This window comes from Paenarthrobacter sp. NEAU-H11 (assembly GCF_050573415.1).
Classification (GTDB): Bacteria; Actinomycetota; Actinomycetes; order Actinomycetales; family Micrococcaceae; genus Arthrobacter.
The window spans coordinates 262,148-284,776 of the sequence record NZ_JBNZGA010000003.1; the positions used below are offsets into that span (position 1 = coordinate 262,148).

Below are 22,629 nucleotides of genomic sequence, written 5' to 3' on the forward strand. Positions count from 1 at the left end.
GACCACCATGAGCAACCCGTTCACCGGCCCCATCCCCACCCCCACTGTCCCGGCTCCGGACATCGTCCGCTGCGCCTACATGGAAATCGTGGTCACCGACCTCGCCAAATCCCGCGCGTTCTACGTGGACATGCTCGGCCTGCACGTCACCGAAGAAGACGAGAACGCCATCTACCTGCGCACCCTGGAGGAGTTCATTCACCACAACCTGGTGCTGCGCAAGGGACCCGTCGCCGCCGTGGCGGCCTTCGCCTACCGGGTGAAGTCCCCCGCCGAAGTGGACGCCGCAGAGGCGTACTACCGCGAGTTGGGCTGCCGGGTTGAACGCCGCAAGGAAGGCTTCACCAAGGGCATCGGAGACTCCGTCCGCGTCGAAGACCCGCTGGGCTTCCCGTACGAGTTCTTCTACGACGTGGAGCACGTGGAGCGCCTTACCCAGCGCTACGACCTCTACTCCGCCGGTGAGCTGGTCCGCCTGGACCACTTCAACCAGGTCACCCCCGACGTCCCGCGCGGCCGCAAATACCTTGAGGATCTCGGCTTCCGCGTCTCGGAGGACATCCAGGATTCCGACGGCGTCACGTACGCCGCATGGATGCACCGCAAGCAGACCGTCCACGACACCGCGCTCACCGGCGGCAACGGGCCGCGGATGCACCACATTGCCTTTGCCACGCACGAGAAGCACAACATCATCCAGATCTGCGACAAGATGGGCGCCCTGCGCATCAGCGACCGGATCGAACGCGGCCCCGGCCGGCACGGCGTGTCCAACGCCTTCTACCTCTACATCCTGGACCCGGACGGCCACCGTGTGGAGATCTACACCCAGGACTACTACACCGGCGATCCGGACAACCCCACCATCACCTGGGACGTCCACGACAACCAGCGCCGCGACTGGTGGGGCAACCCCGTTGTCCCCTCCTGGTACACCGAAGCCTCCCTGGTCCTGGACCTGGACGGCAACCCGCAGCCGGTCATCGAGCGCGAGGAAAAGTCCGAGATGGCGGTCACGGTGGGCGCCGACGGTTTCTCCTACACGCGGAAAACAGAAGGAGAAGGCGCCGGTGCCACTGAACAGAAGACCGGCTTCAAGCTGGGGGCGCAGGTCTAGCCATGCTGGAGCCCAGGACGATCGAGGCCATCGCGGACGAACTGCTCGAAGCCGGCCGTAACCGGAAACCTGTGCCGCGCCTGACCGCACGCTACCCGGACATGACAGTGGAGGACTCCTACGCCGTGCAGCTGTTGTGGCGGCGCCGGAACGAGGAAGCCGGACGGACCCTGGTGGGGCGCAAGATCGGCCTCACGTCCAAGGCCATGCAGGCCGCCACCGGCATCACCGAACCGGACTACGGCGCCATCTTCGATGACATGGTGCTGGAAACCGGCTGCTCCGTGGACTGGGACCAGTACACCCACCCGCGGGTGGAAGTGGAGCTCGCCTTCGTCCTGAAAGACGGGCTGAAAGGCCCCGGCGTCACCATCTTCGACGTCCTGAAAGCCACCGACTACGTTGTCCCGGCCCTGGAGATCCTGGATTCCCGGATCGAGATGGAAGGCAGGACCATCGTGGACACCATCTCGGACAACGCGGCGATGGGCGCCATGGTGATCGGCGGCCGGCCCGTAAAGCCCGACGCCGTGGACCTCCGCTGGGTCTCCGCCATCCTCTACAAGAACCAGACCGTTGAAGAGACCGGAGTCGCCGCCGGGGTCCTGGACCACCCGGCCAACGGCGTCCACTGGCTGGCCAACAAGATCGCCGCCCACGGCGACTCACTGAAAGCCGGCGACATCATCCTCGCCGGCTCCTTCACCCGCCCGCTCTGGGTGTACAAGGGAGATACCGTCCACGCCGACTACGGACCCCTGGGGAGTGTCACATGCCGCTTCGAATAGAGGACACCTTCCGCGACGCCCTCGCCGGGGCGGACCGGCCGCTGGCCGGGATGTGGGTCTGTTCCGGAAGCCCCCTGATCGCCGAGCTGTGCGCCGGATCCGGGCTGGACTGGCTCCTGGTGGACGCAGAGCACAGCCCCAACGGCCTCGAATCCATCCTCGCCCAGCTCCAGGCCATCCACGGCTACCCCGCCCACACCATGGTCCGCCCGCCGGCCAACGACACCGTGCTGATCAAGCAGTACCTGGACCTGGGCGTCCAGAACCTGCTCATCCCCATGGTCAACTCAGCCGCTGAGGCGGAAGCCGCCGTGGCCGCAACCCGCTACCCGCCGCAGGGCGTCCGCGGGGTCGGCTCGGCCCTGGCCCGCGCGGCACGCTGGAACCGGGTCCCGGACTACCTCGCCCGGGCCAACGAAACCATCAGCGTCACCGTACAGATCGAATCCGCAGCCGCGGTAGCCGTCGTGGAAAACATCCTGGCGGTCGACGGCGTCGACGCCATCTTCGTGGGCCCGTCCGACCTCGCCGCCTCCATGGGCCTGCTGGGACAGCAGGAACACCCCGAGGTGCGCGCCGCCGTCGAACACTGCCTCGCTGCCGCCAAAGCCGCCGGGAAACCCGCGGGCGTTAACGCCTTCAACCCGGACACCGCCCGCCACTACCTCGACCAGGGTGCCAACTTCATCCTGGTGGGCGCCGACGTCGCCCTCCTGGCAAGGGGCTCCGAAGCCTTGGCAGCGCAGTACATCCAGGCGGCGGAGGCTGCCGATCGCGACAACACCGCCAGCTACTGACGTCGTCCCGCATTCACCTGCCTCGCGTGACGCCTCGCAGAGGTGAAGACAGCCAGCAGGCCATCTGTTCAGCATATTAGCCATAAGCCAGTATAGTGAACGAATGACCTCCACAATCACCCTTGCGATTGCTGTACCGCTCGAAGCAGAGCTGGTGGAGCAGATCCGCGCCGTCGATCCGTCAGTTACCGTCCTCTACGAGCCCGAGCTCCTGCCACCCGAGCGTTACCCGGCCGACCACTCCGGCGACCCGGCCTTCAAGCGCACTCCAGCCCAGGAAGAGCGCTACTGGGCCATGCTCAACAGCGCACAGGTGCTTTACGGCTTCCCCAACGAAAGCCCCGCCGGCCTCGCCCGCATAGCCCGCGAGAATCCGCGCCTGCAGTGGATCCACGCAATGGCCGCAGGGGCGGGCGGAGCCGCCAAGGCCTCCGGACTGGACCAGGACATCCTGCTAAAGTTCAAGATCACCACATCAGCCGGCGTCCACGCCCTGCCCCTCGCCGAGTTCGCGGCGCTCGGAATCCTCAACGGCTTCAAACGGAGCGCAGAACTGGCCCAGGACCAGGCCGCCAAAACATGGCCTGAACTGCGGATCCCCACCCGCCTGGTCAACGGCTCCACATTGGTGGTCACCGGGCTGGGCGAAATCGGGCTGGAGACCGCAAGGATCGCCAGGGCGTTGGGGATGAAGGTCAGCGGAACCAAACGGTCCGTGGAACACATCGACGGCATCGAGCAGGTGGTGGACAACACCGGCCTTCCGGCCCTGCTGGCCACGGCCGATGCAGTGGTGAACACGCTGCCCGGCACCGCCTTCACGGAGAAGCTTTACAACCATGAAACGTTCGCCGCCATGAAGCCCGGGACGGTCTTCATCAACGTGGGCCGGGGCACCGTCGTCGACGAAGAGGCCCTGCTGGAAGCCCTCAACAACGGCCAGGTCGGCTACGCCTGCCTGGACGTCTTCGCCGTCGAGCCCCTTCCGGAGGACAGCCCCCTCTGGGAGCACCCCAGGGTCATGGTCTCCCCGCACACATCCGCCCTCAGTGCCGCCGAGAACCGCCTCATCACCGAGCGCTTCTGCAGCAACCTGCGGACCTTCCTCGACGGCGGCGACCTCCCCCACCTCGTGGACACGGTCCACTTCTACTAAGCCCCCCGGCTCGAAGCACGGTCAGGAGAAATCCATGCGCATCGCAAGAATCAAGACGGCAGAGGGAGCCCGGCACGCCGTGGAGCGGAGCGGGATGTGGCACCACATTGTTGATCCGTTCGAGGAACCCTTCAGCTACACAGGGCACACCACCTCCGGCGCAGATGCCGTGTTCCTCGCCCCGGTCCGGCCGGCTGTGGTGCTCGGCATCGGACACAACCGGACGCTGAACGACCATCCGCTGCCCATCCAGGCCTGGCATAAGTCCGTGCACACCCTCGCCAATCCCGGCGATCCGGTGGTCGCCGTCCGGGACCGCGGCACGGTCAACGTGGAAGGCGAACTCGCAGTGGTCATCGGGAAACAAGCGAAGGAGCTGACGCCCGGCAATGCCTTGGAGCATGTCCTCGGCTATACGTGCGTCAATGACGTGACCAACGTGGACCAGGGCCTGGTGGATGAACGGAACTTCCAGGGCAAGGCCGGCGTGAACTACACGCCCCTTGGCCCGTGGATCGAAACCGACATCCCGGATCCGGACCTTGTGGGAATCGACGTCATCGTCAACGGAGTGGCCCAGGCCAACTCCGGGACGTCCAACCTGCCCTCCTCAGTGGTGGAGTGCCTCGTCTACGTAACTTCCTGGCTGACGCTGGAACCCGGCGACGTGCTTATGACAGGGGCTCCCGGGACCGCAGTGGCAGTCCTGCCGGGCGATCAAGTGGACATCGTGATCGAGGGAATCGGCACCCTTACAAACAAGGTCGCCTGAGTTCCCCCGCCTTCCGGAGCACGCATGGCATGGGACGCGATGACGCGCGCCCCTATGATGGATGGTGTTCAGTCAAATGAACACCAGTTCGTCCTGCCGCGGCAACCCGAAGGAGAATCATGGCCGATTCCCGCAACTCCGGCCCTCAACCAGACAACCAGGGCAACGCCTCACCCGCCCCCGCCGTCACGCGGGCGGCAGCCGTCCTGGATGCACTGGCCTCCTCCGCCACAGGCCGCCTCACCCTCAGCGACCTCTCGCGGGAAGTAGGCATCCCCAAATCATCCACGTCGAACCTGCTGCTGGCGCTGGAGGAAGCCAGGCTTATCAACCGCCAGGGCAGTGAGTTCACCCTTGGCCGCAAGCTGGTTGAACTCGGCGCGGCATACCTTGGCCGCCTGGATGAGGTGCAGGAGTTCTACCGCTACTGCGAGCAGGCCCCGGTACTCTCCGGCGAGACCGTTCGCATCGCGATGCTCGACGGCTTGAACGTCATCTACCTAGCGCGCTACGAGGGCCACCCCGCCGTACGACTGACGTCGAATATCGGCGACAAAATGCCAGTCTCGCTCTGCGCAGTGGGCAAGGCACTGATAGCGCGGCTGCATGACCATGACATCGAGGAACTCTTCCCCGATGACGCGGAACTGCCCGTGCTGACGCCGAAGTCGCTGCGCACGGGAGCCGAATTCAAGGCACAGCTGCAGACCATCCGCGAACAGGGCTACGCCTTTGAGGACGAGGAATCCACCACCGGCGTGGTCTGCCTGGCCGTTGCCGTGCCCACCCGCGGAGCCCACGGTCCCAGCCTCGGCCTGTCAGTGACAGCACTCAAGGCCACATACACGCCTGAGCAGGGTGCCCAGATGGTCAAGGAACTCCAGGAACTCGCCCATTCCCTGGGCAACCCCATGGGGTAACCGCCGCCGCTTCCTACACAAACGCATTCACCCTTGCCGTCTGTTCAACTTGCTGTATTGTGTTCAGCATAGTGATCGACGCAACAGGTGTCGTTGCTATCCCACCAGGCCAACGAGGGTCTGGAGTGCGTTTAAGGGAGTTACTGTGACAACTCGTACTAAATCACCGCAGACCGACAGGAACGGCCATGTGGTCGAACCGGGGCAGCTGCGAAGGGCAACGCTTGCCAGCTCTGTAGGGTCAGCCCTCGAGTACTACGACTTTTACATTTATGGCCTCGCGTCAGCACTGATCTTTGGTCCGCTGTTCTTTTCCCCCTTGGGTGAAAGCGGCGCAGTCATCGCCTCGTTTGCCACGTACGGCGTCGGCTTTGCCGCAAGGCCCTTCGGCGGGGTGGTCTTTGGCTACATCGGAGACCGCTTCGGCCGGAAGATGGTGCTGATCCTCACCATCGGCCTGATGGGAATGGCAAGCTTCGCCATCGGCCTCCTGCCCACCTTTGAACAGGCAGGAATGCTCGGTGCCGTCCTGCTGGTCGCCCTCCGCATCCTCCAGGGCCTTGGCGCCGGCGCCGAGCAGGCCGGGGCAACCACGCTGATTTCCGAGGTGGCTCCGCGAAGCCGCCGCGGGTTCTTTGCCTCCCTGCCCTTCGTGGGCATCCAGCTGGGCACCCTGCTCGGAGCGGGCACGTTCGCCCTGATGGCCCTCGCGGACCGGGATGTCCTGCTGGGCTGGCTGTGGCGGGTCCCCTTCCTGGCCAGCGTCATTCTTATTGTTATAGCTGTCTTTATCCGGCTCCGACTGAAGGAAACACCGGTCTTCCAGGAGCTGGAGAAGCACAAAGCGGTGGTCAAGAATCCGGTGGGCCAAATCTGGAAGCACTCCAAGAAGAATGTGCTCGTCGGAATCGGCCTGCGCATGGGTGAAAACGGCAACTCGTCGGTTTACTCCGCGCTTCTGGTCTCATTCATCAGCCTTCCAGCCGGCGTATTCCCGGGCGACAAGTTCATTGGTCCAACAGGATTGCTGATCGCCGCCGGCTGCGCAGCAGTCATGGTGGTCACCTTCGGCGCCCTGTCCGACCGGTTCGGCCGGGTTCCCGTGTACCGCTACGGGGCACTATTCCAGGCCCTCATTGCACTGCCCGCGTTCTACCTGGTCACGCTGGGCAACGTCACCCTGGTTTGGGCAGTGATGGCGGTAGGCATCGCCCTGGGCGTGCAGTCCATGCTGGGTCCGCAATGCGCCCTGCTGCCTGAACTCTTCGGCTCCCAGCACCGGTTCACCGGCGTGGCCCTCAGCCGTGAACTCTCGGCAGTCCTCGCCGGCGGGTTCGCACCCATGATCGGCGTTGCGCTGCTCGCTGCAACCAACCATTCCTGGCTGGTTCCCGCGCTGTACTCACTGGTCCTGGCCGCAATCTCCTTTGTCACCACGTTCTTTACTCCCGAAACCAACGGCCGCGACCTGGTGCTCGTTGAGGACGCCAGGTAGTAGTCCCTGATCCTTGGGGGCGGCCCCTTGCGGGGGCCGCCCCCCGGGTTCGTCAGCACCCCAAGCCCCTCCGGTCCCCAAAAGGTTGAACATGAACAACGCCACCACCTCCGCCGCTCCACCCTCCGGCGCCGAACAAACCCGTCCGCGGGCCGGGTTTGTCGGGCTGGGGCTGATGGGCGCACCCATGGCCGCCAACCTGCTGCGGGCGGGATGGTCCGTCACGGGATGGAACCGCTCCCCCGCCGCTGTTGAAGACCTGCTGCGGCTGGGCGGGAGCGGCGCCGCCACGGTGGCGGACCTGAGGGACGAGCCGGTCATCATTTTTATGCTCCCCGATCTTTCCTTCATTGAAGATGCCGCAGCAGGGCTCCTCGACGCATGGCGGACCTCGCCGCCTGAACCGGGAACGGTCGTTGTGGTCATGAGCAGCGTTTCACCCGTGGGCGTCAGAGACTTCGGCCGGGCGGTTATCGAGGCAAGCGGCGGGAACGCCACAGTGCTGGATGCGCCCGTCAGCGGCGGTACACACGGCGCAAAGCAAGGAGACCTCGCCATCATGGCAGGCGGCTCGGAAGGGGACTTCGCGCGGGTCCGGCCGGCACTGCAGGCCATGGGCGCAACAGTCCGGCGGCTCGGCGGGCTCGGGGCGGGCTCCTTGGCCAAAGCATGCAACCAGCTGGTTGTCGGCACCACGACGGCGGCCCTCGCCGAAGCAGCCGAGCTTGCGGAACGCTCCGGTCTGGAGGTCACGGCCCTCTTCGAGGTGCTCTCCGGCGGGCTCGCTGCAAGCCGGGTGCTGGAACTCGTAGGTCCCCGCCTGGCAGCAAAGGACTACACGCCCACAGGACCGGCCAAGTTCATGCACAAGGACCTGTCTTTTGTCGTGGAGAGTGCACGAAGCGTCGGTGCCGCTGCGCCGATGGCGTCCGCCGGGACCGAACTCTACGCGCAGTTGCTCGCGCAAGGCCTGGGGGACCTCGACCTGGCCGTGGTGCGTAAGGCCATTGCGAACCTCAGCACCACAGACGCTTCCCACAGCGGGACCGAAGCGGCCAAGGAGACTGCACGATGACTTCACTTTTCGACCTGACCGGGCGTGCGGCGCTAGTTACCGGCTCCAGCCGGGGAATAGGCAACGCCCTTGCCCGTGCCCTGGCGGATGCCGGTGCAACGGTGGTGTTGAACGGGATGGATGCGGACCGCCTCAAGGCTGCAGAAACCTCCATGTCCGCCGATTTCCCGCCAGGCCGTATCCACAGCTGCGCCTTCGACGTTACCAAGGACGCGGAAGTGGCCAGTGCCGTGGCCTGGGTGGAGGAGAACGTAGGTCCACTGGAGATCCTGGTCAACAATGCCGGAATCCAACACCGCGTCGCCATGGTTGACCTGGACGTCGAAGACTGGGAAAGGGTCATCACCACTGACCTCACCAGCGCTTTCCTCGTGGGCCGGGCGGCCGCCCGCTTCATGATCCCCCGCGGCCGCGGCAAGATCATCAACATCTGCTCCGTCCAGGCCGACCTTGCACGGCCCACCATCGCGCCCTACATCGCTGCCAAGGGCGGCCTGCGAAACCTCACCCGCGCCATGACGGCGGAATGGGCGGCTTCCGGCCTGCAGATCAACGCCATCGCCCCTGGTTACATCCACACCGAAATGACCCGGAACCTGGTGGACGATGAGCAGTTCAACACCTGGATCCTTGGGAGGACCCCCGCGCACCGCTGGGGCACCGTCCAGGACCTCGCCGGACCGGCAGTCTGGCTGGCCTCCAGCGGTTCAGATTTCGTGAATGGACAAACAATCTTCATCGACGGCGGAATGACGGTGGTGGTCTGATGCCCACCGTTGCCGAACTGCCGGCGGCGGGTCCCGCCGTCGTCGCCCATGCTGCAGGCGACCTGCGCATTGAAAGCATTCCGCTCCCGGCACCCCTGCCCGACCAGGCCGTGGTGGAGATTGCCTACGGCGGAATCTGCGGCTCCGACCTGCACTACTGGCTGCACGGTGCCGCCGGGGAATCGGTACTGAAGGCCCCCATGGTGCTTGGCCACGAGATCGTGGGGACTGTCATCCGCGCGGCAGCGGACGGGTCGGGACCGGCTGAGGGCGCACCGGTCGCCGTGCATCCGGCCACGCCCGGGCCGGGAGAGGGTCTGGACTATGCCAGGTATCCCGAAGACCGGCCCAACCTGTCCCCCGGCTGCACCTATCTTGGAAGTGCCGCACGGTTCCCGCATACGGACGGCGCCTTCAGCAGGTACGTCAACCTGCCGTCGCGGATGCTGCGGGTCCTGCCGCCCGGCCTGGACCTGAAGGCAGCGGCGCTGATCGAACCGGCCAGCGTGGCGTGGCATGCCGTGAGCCGCGCCGGTGATGTCAGGGGCAAGACGTTCCTGGTGGTGGGCTGCGGCCCTATCGGTACGCTGACCGTCGCCGTCCTCAAGCGTGCGGGTGCGGCCCGCATCGTGGCCACGGACCTGCACCGAAAACCGCTCGACATTGCACTGGCAGTTGGAGCGGACGAGGTGCTGGAGGCCAGCGAGGCCCAGGCCCTGGCAGCGGTCCAGGCAGACATTGTTATCGAGTCCTCCGGCTCCCACTATGGATTGGCGACGGCCATCAAAGGAGCGGTGCGTGGCGGCAAAGTGGTGATGGTCGGCTTGCTCCCGTCCGGACCGCAGCCTGTACTGATCTCACTGGCTATCACCCGGGAGCTGGAATTGCTGGGATCATTCAGGTTCAACGACGAGATCGATGAGGTCATCGCGGCGCTGGGCGACGGGTCCCTGTTCGTGGCCCCGGTGACCACGCACGTCTTCCCGCTGGAACGCGGTCTCGAAGCTTTTGAAACGGCCAAGGACTCGGCCGAGTCCGGCAAGGTCCTGCTGGACTTCGATCCTGATGCGTCGCTCTCCACCGGACCAGGAGCTGCAGAAGCAGCACGCCCGCGCTAAAGGGACCGCGCCGGGGGCAGTTTGGGGGACCTGCACCCGGCGCGGAGTCTCTGATACCGCCTGGTTAGGCGAGGGAAAGGAAGAGCTTCTCCAGCTCTTTCCTGTCCATGGTGGCGTCCTCGCGGACAATGCACTGCTCCAGGCCGCTGGCGATGATCGCGAAGCCGGCCCTGTCCAGCGCCTTCGATACGGCGGCGAGCTGCGTGACGATGTCCTTGCAGTCCCTGCCTTCCTCCAGCATCCGCGTCACGGCGGCGAGCTGGCCCTGGGCGCGCTTGAGGCGGTTGACCACTGGGGCCAGTTCAGTCGAGTCGAGTTCCATGAGGTCTCCGTAGGTGGGGTTCTTGCCTCCAACTATATACCCCTCGGGGTGTTTTTGACTACCCCCGGGGGTATCTGTAATACTCGGTGGGGTATTCAACTTCCCCCGACGAGAGGCCAGCAATGACTTCCCCTTCCACGGCACCGGCCGTCACCGCCCTTGCTCCCGAGACCCTGCGCACTTGGATCGAACAGCACCAGGACCTCGTCGTCATCGACGTGCGCTCCGCCGCAGAATTCGAGTCCATGCACATCCGCGGCTCCTACAACGTGCCCCTGCCGCTGCTGTCCGAGCACACCAATGAACTCGCCGCCCGCCTGGGCTCCCGCGTGGTCCTGGTCTGCCAGTCCGGAGCGCGGGCCGAGCAGGCACGGCAGCGGCTGGGCAAGTCCGGGATCGACGGCGCCTACGTCCTGACCGGCGGGGCGCCCGGCTTCGCCGCCGCCGGCGGGGACGTCGTCAAGGGCAAGGACCGCTGGGACCTGGAGCGCCAGGTCCGCCTCGCCGCAGGCTCCCTGGTGGTCCTGGGCCTGGCCGGCGGCAGGTTCGTCTCGCCGAAGATCCGCATGCTCGCCGGCGCCATCGGCACCGGCCTCACGTTTTCGGCGGCCACCAACACCTGCGCCATGGGCCAGGCCCTCTCGGCGATGCCGTGGAACAAGGCCGCCAAGGAACCCACCCGCGAAAGCGCCATTCTGACCCTCCCCGTCAACACCGAGCAGACGCCGGCAGCATGATTACGGCCCTGTCGCTGGGCCTCTTCGTCGGGATCGTCCTCGGTGTAGTAGGCGGCGGGGGCTCTATCATTGCTGTTCCCGCCCTGGTCTATGGCGTGGGGATGACCCCCGCCGAGGCCATCCCCACTTCCCTCCTGGTGGTTGGCGCTTCATCCTTGGCAGCGCTGATCCCACGCCTGCGCGAGGGCATCAACTGGCCCGTAGTGCTGATTGTCGGCGCAGCCGGCGTCCCCGCCGCGTGGGGCGGGACAGCGGTGGGTCGGCTGCTGGATCCGAACATACTGATGCTCGCCTTCGCGGTCATCATGGTGGCAGCGGGGATACGCATGCTAATGAAGGCCAAGGAATCCGGCGGCGGATCCTGCAGCACGGGACCAAGCCGCGCCTTCCGCTCCTGCGCACCCAAGGCGGTGGGGGTTGGCGTACTCATCGGATTCCTCACGGGGCTGCTCGGGGTGGGCGGCGGGTTCCTGATTACACCCGCCCTCACCCTGCTCCTGGGCCTGCGTATGAAGCAAGCCGTGGGTTCATCCCTTGCCATCATCGTGATCAATTCAGCCGCCGGTTTTGGTGCCCACGCTGCAGGATTCAGCATTGACTGGCCAGGCCTGCTGAGCTTTGCGGTGCCGGCGGTCCTTGGCTCCCTTGTCGCTGCCCGCCTCGCCCGCCGGCTGAAGGACAAACACGTCCGCATTTCTTTCGCGGTGCTCATCTTCGCAGTCGCGGCATGGGTCACCGCAAGTACCGTCACCGCCTAGCAAACCACCCCCCAAGGAGAACCCCATGGGCCTCATCAACTCCCTGAAAAAAGCCTTCACCAAACCCTACAAAACCGTCTCAGTAGCTGAGGCCAAGGACCTCCTGTCCTCGGGCGCCGCGCTGATCGACGTCCGCTCCGCCCAGGAATGGCGCTCCGGACGCGCACCCCAGGCGAAGCACATCCCGCTGGACCGGCTGCAGACCGGCACCCCCGGCATCAACAAGAACCGGGCAGTGATAGCCATGTGCCAGTCCGGGGTCCGCTCCGCTTCAGCGGCGCGGCTCCTCGCTTCGCAGGGCTACGAGGCCTACTCCCTGCGCGGCGGCATGGGCGCCTGGCGCTCGGCCGGCGAACCCGTCCGCTGACAACAGCCCACTATTTCGAAGGAGAATCCCATGGCTGAAATCACCATCACCGACGCTGAACAGCGTCTATCCACCGCCCGAATCCTCGATGTCCGCGAGGACTTCGAGGTCGGGGAAGGCATGATCCCCGGCGCCCTGCACATCCCCATGGGCCAGCTGCAGGCACGCCTGTCCGAACTGGACCCTGCCGTCCCCGTCATAGTGGTCTGCCGTAGCGGCAACCGTTCAGCCCGCGTCGCCGACGCCCTCAACGGCGCCGGCTTCACCGCCGACACCATGGCCGGCGGCATGGTCGCCTGGACCCGCGCCGGCCTGCCCACCACCTGACTCCTGCATCCCGCCAAGAACCGCCACAACAAAAAGCCCGAAAGGACACGAAATTCCATGGCTACCATCGACGTCACGGAACAGAGCTTCGCTGAGACCCTGGAGAACAACGACATTGTCTTCGTTGACTTCTGGGCGGCATGGTGCGGCCCCTGCCGCATGTTCGCCCCCACTTACGGCGCCGCAGCTGACCGGCACCCGGACATCACCTTCGCCAAAGTGGACACCGAAGCCGAACGGTCCCTCGCCGCCGCAGCGAACATCACCTCCATCCCCACCCTGATGGCTTTCAAGGACAGGACACTCGTCTTCTCCCAGCCTGGAGCCCTCAACGCCACCGGCCTCGAAGAAGTCATCCAGGAAGTAAGGAAGCTGGACATGGACAAGCTCCGCGCGGATGCAGCCCGGCAGCTGGCCTGAAACGGGGACGGCGGCGCAACCGTGGCGCACCATCACGGCCGACGGCCTGGCCGGCGTCTGGCCCCGCGCCGCGGTAGTGGACGTCCGGAGCCGGGAGGAGTATTCCATCGCCCGCATCCCGGGCAGCCTGAATATCCCGCTGGATGACCTGCCCGCCCGCCTCGCAGACTGCCCCCACGCCATTCCTGACAGGCAGCAGCAGGCTTGCTGTATACCCCCAGGGGTATTAGCATTGATACCAGAGCACGCCTTAGACCTTCCCCTCCACCGCTTTCACGAAGGAGAGCAACAGATGCTTATCGAGCGTATTTACGATGAAGACCTTGCCCAGGCCAGCTACCTGATCGGCTGCCAGGCAAAGGGCGAAGCCGTGGTTGTCGACGGCCGCCGCGACATCGCGGTGTACCAGGACCTCGCCAGGAAGAACGGCATGAAGATCGTGGCCGTCACCGAAACCCACATCCATGCGGACTACCTTTCCGGCACCCGTGAACTGGCCGCCGCCACCGGCGCAACCATTTATGTCTCCGGTGAGGGCGGCCCGGACTGGCAGTACGAATTCGACGGCGAGCGGCTGTTCGACGGCGACACGATCACCCTCGGGAACATCAGCATCAAGGCGCTGCACACCCCCGGCCACACTCCGGAGCACCTCTCCTTCCTGGTGACGGACGGCGCGTTCAGCGACCAGCCGGGCTACCTGCTCTCCGGGGATTTCGTCTTCTCCGGCGACCTGGGACGACCCGATCTGCTCGACGAGGCCGCGGGCGGCGTCGACACCCGCTTCATGGGGGCCAAGCAGCTCTTCACCAGCCTCCGGGACAAGTTCCTGACCCTGCCGGACTATGTCCAGGTCCACCCTGCCCACGGTGCCGGCAGCGCCTGCGGCAAGGCGCTGGGCGCCATCCCCTCCTCCACGGTGGGCTACGAACGCCTCTACGCCTGGTGGGGCCCCTACCTCGCCGCCAACGACGAGCAGGGCTTCATCGACGAGCTCCTCGACGGCCAGCCGGACGCCCACGCCTACTTCGGCCGCATGAAGCGCGAAAACCGTGAAGGCCCGGCCGTCATGGGAGAACGCGCACCGCTGCCCGAACTCGCACCCGGCATCGTCGCTGCAGGCCTGGCGGAGGACACCCTGACCTTCATTGACACCCGTCCCAACAGCGAAGTCCACGAAGGCACGGTGGCACGTTCCCTGAACGTCCCTGCCGGCAAATCAGTGGCCAGCTACGGCGCCTGGGTAGTCAACCCGGAAACCGACAAGAACCCGCTGGTGCTGCTGGCACCGGACCAGGACACCGCCCAGGACATGTGGGGCCACCTGGTGCGCGTCGGCATCGACAACGTCGCCGGCTACGTCACAAGCCTTGAAGGCCTCCCCGCCGCCGTCCCGAAGCTCATCCAGCCCGAGGAACTCGAGGACTTCGACGCCGCCATGGTCCTGGACGTCCGCAACAGGACCGAGCACACCGCGGGACACATCCCCGGATCGCACCAGCTCAGCGGAGGCCGCGCTATGTGGCACCTGGATGAACTTCCCGCCAACGGCACCATCGTGACCTACTGCCAGAGCGGGGTGCGCAACTCGGTCGCAGCCAGCGCGCTGCGCCGCGCCGGGTACGACGTCGTCGAGCTGGACGGCAGCTACGCCGGCTGGAGCGCCTGGAAGCAGGCACGGGAATCCGTGTCCAGCAACTAGGCAAAGCAGTAATGACAGCGATCGCTTTGGGACTGCGCCAGAACCTGGCGCAGTCCCTGCTGATGGTCTGCCCCACCCTGCTCGCGGCGATCGCCGCGAGCACCGCAGCGTCCGGCATCGCGGTGGCCGTGCGGATGCGCCGCGCAGACCACCGGCGGTATTAGGGCGGCGGTGACCTAGAGCGCCGCGAGCATTTCGGCGACGCCGTCCAAGGCCCCCGGGACCAGCGAGTAGTAGGCCCACGTCCCGCGCTTTTCCCGGTGCAGGATCCCGGCTTCCACCAGGATCTTCAAGTGGTGGGAGACGGTGGGCTGGCCAAGGTCCAGTGGCTCCGTGAGGTCGCAGACGCAGGACTCCCCCGACTCCTCCGCCTTGACGATCGACAGCAGGCGCAGGCGGTTGGGATCGGCCAGTGCCTTGAAAACCAGGGCTTTCTGCTGGGCATCTTCCGCGCCGAGCACCGGCCTCCCCGACGGGACGCAGCAGGAAGCGTCGACGGCGGGTTCACGAGTCTGCAACGGGTTCATGGCTTCCATTATGCAATAGATTGACATTCATCGATATAGCTGGGGATACTTCACATATCGATTTCCATCAATCTATCGCCGAGCAGCACAGGAGACCCGTGAGCACCCGGACCGAGACACCGCCCATCCAAGGGGAAGAGGCCGTCGCCGGCAAGCTCTCCACCCTGGACCGCTTCCTCCCCGTGTGGATCATCGCTGCCATGGTGCTGGGCCTCCTCCTTGGCAACCTGGTCCCCGGCCTGGACACCGCGCTGGAAGCCGTCAAAGTGGGCGAAGTGTCGCTGCCCATCGCCGTCGGCCTTCTGGTCATGATGTACCCGGTGCTTGCGAAGGTCCGCTACGACCAGACCCGCCGTGTGCTGGGCGACCGGAAACTCATGGTGTCGTCCCTGGTGATCAACTGGGTCCTGGCCCCCGCATTCATGTTCGTCCTGGCCTGGCTCTTCCTCGCAGACCTTCCCGAGTACCGGACCGGCCTGATCATCGTGGGCCTGGCCCGGTGCATTGCCATGGTGATGATCTGGAACGACCTCGCCTGCGGTGACCGGGAATCCGCTGCAGTCCTGGTTGCCATCAACTCCCTGTTCCAGGTGGTTGCGTTCGGCGCGCTGGGCTGGTTTTACCTGCAGCTCCTGCCGTCCTGGCTGGGCCTTCCCACCACCAGCGCCGATTTCTCCTTCTGGGCCATCACCCTTTCAGTGCTGATCTTCCTGGGCGTCCCGCTGCTGGCCGGCTTCCTCACCCGCACCCTCGGCGAAAAAGCCCGGGGCCGCGACTGGTACGAGGAAAAATTCCTCCCCAGGCTCGGCCCCTGGGCGCTCTACGGCCTGCTGTTCACCATCACCCTCCTCTTCGCCCTGCAGGGAGGCACCATCACCGCCCGCCCGCTGGATGTAGCCCGCATCGCGCTTCCGCTGCTGGTCTACTTCGTGGTTGTCTTCGGCGCGGGCATGCTGCTCGGCAAGTGGCTGGGCCTTGGCTACGCCAAGACCACCACACTGGCCTTCACGGCGGCGGGCAACAACTTCGAACTGGCCATCGCTGTGGCGATTGGCACCTTCGGCGTGACGTCCGGCCAGGCCCTTGCCGGCGTCGTCGGCCCCTTGATAGAAGTGCCCGCACTTGTTGCACTGGTGTATGCGGCCCTCTGGGCCCGCAAGCGCTTCTTCAGCCCCGCCACCGCTATCCTCTGACCACCGTTACCACCGGAGAACACCATGAGCACCGAAACCGCCAAGAAACCGTCCGTCCTGTTCGTCTGCGTCCACAACGCCGGCCGTTCCCAGATGGCCGCCGCCTTCCTCACCAGCCTTTCCAAGGGCGCCATCGAGGTGCGCTCCGCCGGCTCCCAGCCCGCGGACAAGATCAACCCGTCCGCCGTGGAAGCCATGGCCGAGGTGGGCATCGACATGTCCGCCGAGGTTCCCAAGGTCCTGACCACCGAGGCCGTGAAGGAATCCGACGTCGTCATCACCATGGGCTGCGGTGACGAATGCCCGTACTTCCCCGGCAAGCGCTACGAGGACTGGGTCCTCGAGGACCCCGCAGGCAAGGGCGTTGAATCCGTCCGCCCCATCCGCGACCAGATCAGGACCCGCATCGAGGGCCTGATCGAATCCCTCATCCCGGCCGCCAAGTAGATCCACAAGATTCCGACCCCCAGGAGATTCCCGTGAGCGAGACCGTGAACGCCGTGAACACAGAACAGTTGATCATCATCGGGTCCGGCCCTGCCGGCTACACCGCCGCCATCTACGCCGCCCGGGCAGGGCTCAAGCCCCTGGTCCTGGCCGGCTCGGTCACCGCCGGCGGCGCCCTGATGAACACCACTGAAGTGGAGAACTTCCCCGGTTTCCCGGGCGGCATCCAGGGTCCGGAACTCATGGACGGGCTGCAGGAACAGGCGGAGAAGTTCGGCGCGCAGGTGGTGTTCGACGACGTCACGGAAGTCTCGCTGGCGGGCCACCTCAAGCGGGTGGTCACCGGCGGCGGCGACGTGCACGAGGCTCCCGCCGTCATCCTTGCCACCGGCTCCGCCTACAAGGAACTCGGGCTGCCGGAGGAGAAGAAGTTCAGCGGCCACGGCGTTTCCTGGTGCGCCACCTGCGACGGGTTCTTCTTCCGCGAGCAGGACATCATCGTGGTAGGCGGCGGCGACTCGGCCATGGAGGAGGCGATGTTCCTGACCCGGTTCGGCAAGTCCGTCACCGTCGTCGTGCGCAAGGGCGAACTGCGGGCCTCCCGCATCATGGCGCAGCGTGCCAAGGACAACCCCAAGATCAGCTTCGCCTGGAACTCCGCCGTCACCGCCATCCACGGCGATACCAAGGTCACCGGCGTCACGCTGACGGACACCCGCACCGGGGAAACCCGCCAGCAGGCCGCCACCGGAATCTTCGTCGCCATCGGCCACCTCCCGCGCACCGAACTCGTGGCCGGGCAGGTGGACCTGGACGACGAGGGCTACATCAAGGTGGACGCCCCCACCACGGTCACCAACCTCTCCGGCGTCTTCGCCTGCGGCGACGCCGTGGACCACCGCTACCGCCAGGCCATCACCGCGGCCGGCACCGGCTGCGCCGCCGCCCTGGATGCCGAGCGCTACCTCGCGGCGCTCGAAGACGCGGACAGCATCGCCACCGCCCTGGTCGAGGAACCAACCCACGCCTGACCCGCCCCGCCCACCCAAGAACAAAAGAGGACACATGGATTCGACGACGAACCTGCCGGTTGCCGTAATCGGCGCCGGGCCCGTGGGCCTGGCCGCCGCGGCGCACCTGCTGGAGCGCGGGCTTGAGCCGCTGATCTTTGAGGCAGGCACGACGGCGGGCGCGGCCATTGGTGATTGGCGGCACATCCGCCTGTTCTCGCCGTGGCGGTTCAACCTCGACGCCGCCGCGGTGCGCCTCCTGGAGTCCGCCGGCTGGGAAGCCCCCCGCCCCACCGCGCTGCCCTACGGCGGGGAACTCATCGACAACTACCTCGCACCGCTGGCTGCGACCCCCGCCATCAGCTCCCGCCTCCAGACCGGCGCGCGGGTCACGGCGGTGACCCGCGCCGGCCTGGACAAGACGCACTCCCGGGACCGGGACACCACGCCGTTCACCGTGCGGGTGCAGCACGGGAACGGCGAGACCCGCGACCACACTGTGGCAGCAGTGATCGATGCGTCCGGCACCTGGGGCACCCGGAACCCGCTGGGCACCTCAGGGCTGCCGGCCGTCGGCGAAAACGCGGCAGCTGACAGGATCTCTTCGCCGCTCCCGGACGTTTCCGGCCGGGAGCGGAGCCGCTTCGCGGGACGGCGGGTGCTGGTGGTCGGTGCCGGGCACTCCGCCGCCAACACGCTGATCAGCCTCGCCGACCTCGCCAGGCAGGAGCCGGCAACCCGGATCCTGTGGGCGGTCCGTGGCGGGTCCGCAGAGAAGGTTTATGGCGGCGGGGACGCAGACGGCCTGCCGGCGCGCGGGCAACTGGGTTCACGGCTGCGGCGCCTGGTCCAGGCCGGCACCATCGAACTGCACACCCGCTTTGGCATCGCTTCGCTGAAAGCGCTGGACTCCGGCGTAACGGTGCAATCCGTCGACGGCCGAACCCTTGATGCCGATGTCGTCGTCCCCTGCACAGGTTTCCGCCCGGACCTGGCGATGCTGCGCGAGCTCCGGCTTGACCTCGACCCTGCCGTCGAGGCTCCCCGCCAGCTTGGGCCACTCATCGACCCCGAATTCCACTCGTGCGGGACGGTGCCGCCGCACGGAGCCAAGCTCCTCGCCCACCCGGACAAGGACTTCTACGTCGTGGGCATGAAGTCCTATGGCCGGGCCCCAACCTTCCTGCTGGCAACCGGGTACGAGCAGGTCCGCTCCGTCGTCGCCGCCCTGGCCGGCGACCAGGAAGCCTCCAACACCGTCCAGCTGGTACTCCCCGAGACGGGCGTCTGCTCCACGGACGCCGGCACCAGCTGCGAGGTCCCGGCCGCCACCCCGGCGGGTTCCGGAGCGGGTTGCTGCACCGCCCCCGAGCCGGTACTGGTGGGCTTTCCCACCGGGCTTTCGCATGGCAGGCAGTGATGGGTCCATCGAAGGAGGACATCACGGACGGGTATGCCCGTGCGGCCCGCGAGCTCAAGGTCCTGCTGGAAGGGGCAACACCACAAGACCTGCGCCGCGGCAGCAACGGCACCCGATGGACCAATGAGCAGCTGCTCTTCCACATGGTCTTCGGGTACATGGTGGTGCGGGCCCTGATTCCCCTGGTGCACGTTGTCAGCCGCCTGCCCAAGCCGGCCGGCGAGGCGTTCGCGGCGCTGCTCAACGCCGGAACCCGCCCGTTCGACGTGGTCAATTACTGGGGCTCGCGGGCGGCTTCGACCGTCTACGACAGGCGGAGAATGGGCCGGAAACTGGACAGGACCCTGGCTGCGCTCTCCCGCCGCCTGGAGCGCGAGAGCGAGGCGTCGCTGTCCCGCTCCATGGCGTTTCCGGACAGGTGGGACCCGTTCTTCGCTCCATCGATGACGCTTGCCGAGGTATACCGCTACCCCACGCTGCACTTCGACTTCCATGCCAAGCAACTGAGCCTTTAGCACCCGCGGCAGGAGACGCCTGTTACCCCATCGCCGGGGCGACGGCGGTCCGCCCGGAGAACTGCCGGCGCGCCCAGCGGGCAAGCTTCTTGCCCTTGCCCTTCCACCAGTTGTCCTCGTCCTTGTCGTGGTGCAGGCGGAAAATGATGGCCATCAGCACGAACATTCCCATCACCACATCGATCCAGGACGCCAGCACCAAGGCGATCAGGACAGTCAGCCCGTTGACGATGATGGACGGCACCGCCAGGGTCCGGAAGACAGTGCTTGCCAGGTAGCGCCGGTGGGACCTCGGGACGGACAGCGCGCGCACCATGTCGAAGCAGACGCACACCACCACAATTGTCTGACCGAAGGCGAGCAGCAGTTGGCCCGGAAGCGAGCCGCTGAACGCTGCCACCGACTCCATCCCCGGGCTCATCGGTGCGCCTCACGGGCAGGGCTGCTAAAAGCGGAACCACACATGGAAACCCCCAGAAACCTTGGAACCACTGCTGCTGATCCAGCAGTGGTTCCATTGAAGTTTCCGAGGGCTCCGGGGTCACGAGTAGCGAGTACTCTAATTCCGGCCGGTACCGGCGGCGCGGTACTTAGGTCCGGCTTGCGAAAGCAGCTATGTACCGAGGGAGCGGGGCCGCCAGAGCACCACGGCCTGCGAGCGGGGGCGCGGGCGCTGGCCCCGTGCCAGGCTCACCACGTCACCGGCCGCGCCGGCCGCGAAGATCCGTGCGTCCAAGGGCTGCCGGCGCCGGCCGAGTTCCTCGGTCAGCTCCGCAATCCGGCCCTGCAGGGCGGCCACCTGGTTCTCGAGTTCCAGGATCCGCTTGATCCCTTCCAGCGAGACGCCTTCCTGGGACAGCCGCTGCACTTCACGCAGCATGGTCACGTCCCGCTGTGAGTAGCGGCGGGACTTTCCGGGAGCGCGGCTGGGCGAGACGATACCCAGCCGGTCGTACTGCCGCAGCGTCTGGGGGTGCATGTCCGCAAGCTCAGCCGCCACCGAAATCACGAAAATGGGCTGGTCAGCACTGACGTCCACTGCACACCTCCCTGCTACAACCGGGCCTTGGCGGCCAGGCCCTCACGGACATCGGCTCCCGCCGTGGCCTCGGCAAACGCCTTGACCGCGGTTTCGGCTTCCTTGTTCAGGTTCTTGGGAACGGCGACGTCGATGGTCACCAGCAGGTCGCCGGTTCCCTTGGACGTCTTCACGCCCTTGCCCTTGACCCGCAGGGTGCGGCCCGACGGCGTCCCTGCCGGCACGCGGACCCGCACCTTTTCGCCGTCGATAGTGGGCACCTCGATGTCCGCTCCCAAAGCAGCCTCGGGGAAGGTGACGGGGACGTGGATACGGAGGTTGTCGCCGTCGCGCGTGTAGAAGGCGTGCGGCTGGACCGAGACGGACACCACCAGGTCCCCGTAACCGGCAGCGCCGGGCTGGCCCTTGCCCCGGACGCGGACCTTCTGGCCGTCCTTGATGCCGGCTGGCACCCGGACGTCGATGACTTCACCGCTCGGTTCCCGCAGGCCAATGGTGGTGCCGCGTATGGAGCCGGCGAAGGAAATGCTCGTGGAGGCAGTACGGTCCGCACCCTTCTGGGGCGTCCGCTGGAACCCTGTCTGGCCAAAGCCGCCGCCGAACAGGTCGGCGAACTCCGGCGGAATGCCGCCGGCGGAAGGATTGAAGCCGCCGGCATGCCGGCCGGTGTTGCCGGTGAAGAGGCCGCCGAACATGTCCTCGAAGCCGCCGTTGCCCGCCCCGGCACCGCCGGGCGCAAACCGTGCGCCGCCGCCCATGGCCCGGATGGCGTCGTACTGCTGGCGCTCCTCGGGATCCGAAAGCACCGAGTAAGCCTCGGAGATGTCCTTGAATTTCTTCTCGGAAGCCGTGTTCCCCGCATTGGTATCAGGGTGGTGCTGCCGGGCCAGCTTCCGATAAGCCTTCTTGATATCGGCGTCGGAAGCGTCCTTGGCGACACCAAGGATCTTGTAAAAGTCCTTGTCCACCCAATCCTGGCTAGCCAATGGCGTTTCCTTTCAAAGTCTTCTAACTAACAGCTCTCCGCCCCTGTACCGCTGCGAGCTTTGTGGTTACCTCACCTTAGGCGAGATGACCGCCGGCGCGGAGGCCGGATAGGGGGCGGCGGTGTGGAGGGCACCGCCCCCTATCCGGCGTAGCGCCGAAGTACCCCCGACTAAGCCGGAACTGCGACGATGACCTGCGCTGCGCGGAGGACGCGTTCGCCTGACTTGTAGCCGGAGCGGAGCACCTGGCTGACGGTGTCAACCTCGATGTCCTCGCCGGGCTGCTGGATCAGGGCCTCGTGGATCGTGGGATCGAACTCCACGCCGGTCTCGTCGATCCGGACCAGGCCGTACGTCTTCAGCGCGTTCTCCAGCTTGGCGGCGATCGCGGCGAACGGACCGTCAACGAGGTCGCCGTGCTGGCGGGCCGCATCGACGTCGTCCAGGACCGGCAGCAGGGAGTTCAGGACGCCGATGACGGCCATTTCCCCTGCCACCGCGCGGTCGCGTTCAACGCGCTTGCGGTAGTTGACGTACTCGGCCTGCAGGCGGAGGAGGTCGTTCCTCAGCTCGGCGGCCTCTGCGGTTGTCCCTGCCGAACCAGCGCCCTGGGCCACGGACTCCGCAGCCGGCACCTCCACACCGTTCAGGATCTCCTCAGCCTGGGCGAGCGCATCGCCGTCGGAATCCTTGGCAGCGGCGGCGTGGCCGCCCTCGGGGTGGCGGGCCTGCCCGGTCACCGGGTCAACCTTGCGGTTGTCCCGGATGACCGGCTCATGGCTGTCGCCCCGCTGGTCCGTGTTCTCCTGGCCTGCGGAAGTGTGCTCTTCCTCGTTACCGTGATGGGGCATGGC

28 protein-coding genes and 1 pseudogene are annotated in these 22,629 nt (G+C 66.3%); 23 read left to right on the plus strand and 6 right to left on the minus strand.

All coding sequences use genetic code 11. The features are described 5' to 3' along the window. Positions 1–7 precede the first annotated feature (7 nt). From hpaD to ACQ3DC_RS05980, 10 genes are all read left to right on the plus strand, one after another. Positions 8–1,117: a 3,4-dihydroxyphenylacetate 2,3-dioxygenase gene (gene hpaD, locus ACQ3DC_RS05935; protein WP_157240556.1), complete on the plus strand. Its 1,110-nt coding sequence runs from the start codon at positions 8–10 to the stop codon at positions 1,115–1,117. 2 nt (positions 1,118–1,119) lie between these two features. Then, positions 1,120–1,905, plus strand: coding sequence for a 2-oxo-hept-4-ene-1,7-dioate hydratase (hpaH, locus tag ACQ3DC_RS05940; RefSeq protein WP_430751777.1), 786 nt, complete (start codon positions 1,120–1,122; stop codon positions 1,903–1,905). Next, complete coding sequence (locus tag ACQ3DC_RS05945) at positions 1,890–2,702, plus strand: HpcH/HpaI aldolase family protein (protein ID WP_430751778.1); 813 nt, start codon at positions 1,890–1,892, stop codon at positions 2,700–2,702. The genes hpaH and ACQ3DC_RS05945 overlap by 16 nt, the downstream gene beginning before the upstream one ends. 103 nt (positions 2,703–2,805) lie before the next feature. Next, positions 2,806–3,858 carry a D-2-hydroxyacid dehydrogenase gene (locus ACQ3DC_RS05950; protein WP_430751779.1) on the plus strand — a complete coding sequence of 351 codons (1,053 nt, stop codon included), beginning with the start codon at positions 2,806–2,808 and terminating at the stop codon, positions 3,856–3,858. Between the two features lie 34 nt (positions 3,859–3,892). Continuing rightward, positions 3,893–4,630 (plus strand): fumarylacetoacetate hydrolase family protein, encoded by a 738-nt coding sequence (locus ACQ3DC_RS05955; protein ID WP_157240550.1) that lies wholly within the window; start codon positions 3,893–3,895, stop codon positions 4,628–4,630. Positions 4,631–4,749: 119 nt separating this feature from the next. After that, positions 4,750–5,550 (plus strand): IclR family transcriptional regulator, encoded by an 801-nt coding sequence (locus ACQ3DC_RS05960; RefSeq protein ID WP_066279747.1) that lies wholly within the window; start codon positions 4,750–4,752, stop codon positions 5,548–5,550. A 145-nt stretch (positions 5,551–5,695) separates the two neighbouring features. After that, positions 5,696–7,045 carry an MFS transporter gene (locus ACQ3DC_RS05965; RefSeq protein WP_321214645.1) on the plus strand — a complete coding sequence of 450 codons (1,350 nt, stop codon included), beginning with the start codon at positions 5,696–5,698 and terminating at the stop codon, positions 7,043–7,045. Between the two features lie 91 nt (positions 7,046–7,136). Then, complete coding sequence (locus tag ACQ3DC_RS05970) at positions 7,137–8,120, plus strand: NAD(P)-dependent oxidoreductase (RefSeq protein WP_157240548.1); 984 nt, start codon at positions 7,137–7,139, stop codon at positions 8,118–8,120. Then, on the plus strand, positions 8,117–8,887 hold the full coding sequence (locus ACQ3DC_RS05975) for an SDR family oxidoreductase (protein WP_157240547.1): 771 nt from the start codon (positions 8,117–8,119) through the stop codon (positions 8,885–8,887). Before ACQ3DC_RS05970 ends, ACQ3DC_RS05975 begins: the two co-directional genes overlap by 4 nt. After that, a complete protein-coding gene (locus ACQ3DC_RS05980) occupies positions 8,887–10,005 on the plus strand; it encodes an L-idonate 5-dehydrogenase (RefSeq protein ID WP_430751780.1) in 1,119 nt (372 codons plus the stop codon). Before ACQ3DC_RS05975 ends, ACQ3DC_RS05980 begins: the two co-directional genes overlap by 1 nt. Before the next feature lie 64 nt (positions 10,006–10,069). Here the strand turns inward: ACQ3DC_RS05980 and ACQ3DC_RS05985 are convergent, their stop codons facing one another. After that, positions 10,070–10,327, minus strand: a complete 258-nt coding sequence (locus tag ACQ3DC_RS05985; RefSeq protein ID WP_104999301.1) for a metal-sensitive transcriptional regulator — start codon at positions 10,325–10,327, stop codon at positions 10,070–10,072. A 122-nt stretch (positions 10,328–10,449) separates the two neighbouring features. Between ACQ3DC_RS05985 and ACQ3DC_RS05990 the strand changes: the two genes are divergently transcribed. From ACQ3DC_RS05990 to ACQ3DC_RS06025, 8 genes and pseudogenes are all read left to right on the plus strand, one after another. Continuing rightward, positions 10,450–11,064 carry a rhodanese-like domain-containing protein gene (locus ACQ3DC_RS05990; RefSeq protein ID WP_430751781.1) on the plus strand — a complete coding sequence of 205 codons (615 nt, stop codon included), beginning with the start codon at positions 10,450–10,452 and terminating at the stop codon, positions 11,062–11,064. Beyond that, a complete protein-coding gene (locus ACQ3DC_RS05995) occupies positions 11,061–11,822 on the plus strand; it encodes a sulfite exporter TauE/SafE family protein (RefSeq protein ID WP_430751782.1) in 762 nt (253 codons plus the stop codon). The genes ACQ3DC_RS05990 and ACQ3DC_RS05995 overlap by 4 nt, the downstream gene beginning before the upstream one ends. 25 nt (positions 11,823–11,847) lie before the next feature. Next, positions 11,848–12,189 (plus strand): rhodanese-like domain-containing protein, encoded by a 342-nt coding sequence (locus tag ACQ3DC_RS06000; protein ID WP_430751783.1) that lies wholly within the window; start codon positions 11,848–11,850, stop codon positions 12,187–12,189. A gap of 30 nt (positions 12,190–12,219) precedes the next feature. Continuing rightward, the gene (locus ACQ3DC_RS06005) at positions 12,220–12,516 is read left to right on the plus strand and encodes a rhodanese-like domain-containing protein (protein ID WP_430751784.1); all 297 of its coding nucleotides are present in this window, start codon (positions 12,220–12,222) and stop codon (positions 12,514–12,516) included. 57 nt (positions 12,517–12,573) lie between these two features. Beyond that, positions 12,574–12,936: a thioredoxin gene (gene trxA, locus ACQ3DC_RS06010; RefSeq protein ID WP_323057539.1), complete on the plus strand. Its 363-nt coding sequence runs from the start codon at positions 12,574–12,576 to the stop codon at positions 12,934–12,936. Next, positions 12,914–13,114 (plus strand): annotated as a pseudogene (locus tag ACQ3DC_RS06015) (rhodanese-like domain-containing protein); the annotation flags it as partial. The gene trxA and the pseudogene ACQ3DC_RS06015, both read left to right, overlap by 23 nt. 114 nt (positions 13,115–13,228) lie before the next feature. Then, the gene (locus tag ACQ3DC_RS06020; protein ID WP_430751824.1) at positions 13,229–14,638 is read left to right on the plus strand and encodes an MBL fold metallo-hydrolase; all 1,410 of its coding nucleotides are present in this window, start codon (positions 13,229–13,231) and stop codon (positions 14,636–14,638) included. Between the two features lie 11 nt (positions 14,639–14,649). Next, positions 14,650–14,802, plus strand: a complete 153-nt coding sequence (locus ACQ3DC_RS06025) for a hypothetical protein (protein ID WP_157240535.1) — start codon at positions 14,650–14,652, stop codon at positions 14,800–14,802. A 12-nt stretch (positions 14,803–14,814) separates the two neighbouring features. On the opposite strand, the gene ACQ3DC_RS06030 is transcribed toward ACQ3DC_RS06025, so the two are convergent. Continuing rightward, a complete protein-coding gene (locus ACQ3DC_RS06030; protein ID WP_157240533.1) occupies positions 14,815–15,165 on the minus strand; it encodes an ArsR/SmtB family transcription factor in 351 nt (116 codons plus the stop codon). A 98-nt stretch (positions 15,166–15,263) separates the two neighbouring features. Between ACQ3DC_RS06030 and arsB the strand changes: the two genes are divergently transcribed. The 5 genes from arsB to ACQ3DC_RS06055 are packed head-to-tail and all read left to right on the plus strand — an operon-like array spanning position 15,264 to position 19,750. Then, positions 15,264–16,358, plus strand: coding sequence for an ACR3 family arsenite efflux transporter (gene arsB, locus ACQ3DC_RS06035; RefSeq protein WP_323057542.1), 1,095 nt, complete (start codon positions 15,264–15,266; stop codon positions 16,356–16,358). Between the two features lie 24 nt (positions 16,359–16,382). Next, positions 16,383–16,805, plus strand: a complete 423-nt coding sequence (locus ACQ3DC_RS06040; protein ID WP_157240529.1) for an arsenate reductase ArsC — start codon at positions 16,383–16,385, stop codon at positions 16,803–16,805. A gap of 53 nt (positions 16,806–16,858) precedes the next feature. After that, complete coding sequence (gene trxB / locus ACQ3DC_RS06045; protein ID WP_321216309.1) at positions 16,859–17,836, plus strand: thioredoxin-disulfide reductase; 978 nt, start codon at positions 16,859–16,861, stop codon at positions 17,834–17,836. Positions 17,837–17,870: 34 nt separating this feature from the next. Continuing rightward, positions 17,871–19,235: an FAD-dependent oxidoreductase gene (locus tag ACQ3DC_RS06050; RefSeq protein ID WP_430751785.1), complete on the plus strand. Its 1,365-nt coding sequence runs from the start codon at positions 17,871–17,873 to the stop codon at positions 19,233–19,235. Next, complete coding sequence (locus tag ACQ3DC_RS06055; RefSeq protein ID WP_430751786.1) at positions 19,235–19,750, plus strand: DinB family protein; 516 nt, start codon at positions 19,235–19,237, stop codon at positions 19,748–19,750. Before ACQ3DC_RS06050 ends, ACQ3DC_RS06055 begins: the two co-directional genes overlap by 1 nt. Positions 19,751–19,772: 22 nt before the next feature. Here the strand turns inward: ACQ3DC_RS06055 and ACQ3DC_RS06060 are convergent, their stop codons facing one another. From ACQ3DC_RS06060 to ACQ3DC_RS06075, 4 genes are all read right to left on the minus strand, one after another. Next, positions 19,773–20,159 carry a hypothetical protein gene (locus tag ACQ3DC_RS06060; RefSeq protein WP_157242877.1) on the minus strand — a complete coding sequence of 129 codons (387 nt, stop codon included), beginning with the start codon at positions 20,157–20,159 and terminating at the stop codon, positions 19,773–19,775. A 204-nt stretch (positions 20,160–20,363) separates the two neighbouring features. Then, the gene (locus ACQ3DC_RS06065; protein ID WP_104999308.1) at positions 20,364–20,789 is read right to left on the minus strand and encodes a heat shock protein transcriptional repressor HspR; all 426 of its coding nucleotides are present in this window, start codon (positions 20,787–20,789) and stop codon (positions 20,364–20,366) included. A 14-nt stretch (positions 20,790–20,803) separates the two neighbouring features. Continuing rightward, complete coding sequence (locus ACQ3DC_RS06070) at positions 20,804–21,775, minus strand: DnaJ C-terminal domain-containing protein (RefSeq protein WP_157240524.1); 972 nt, start codon at positions 21,773–21,775, stop codon at positions 20,804–20,806. 170 nt (positions 21,776–21,945) lie between these two features. Next, positions 21,946–22,626 carry a nucleotide exchange factor GrpE gene (locus ACQ3DC_RS06075; RefSeq protein WP_157240522.1) on the minus strand — a complete coding sequence of 227 codons (681 nt, stop codon included), beginning with the start codon at positions 22,624–22,626 and terminating at the stop codon, positions 21,946–21,948. Positions 22,627–22,629: the final 3 nt, after the last annotated feature.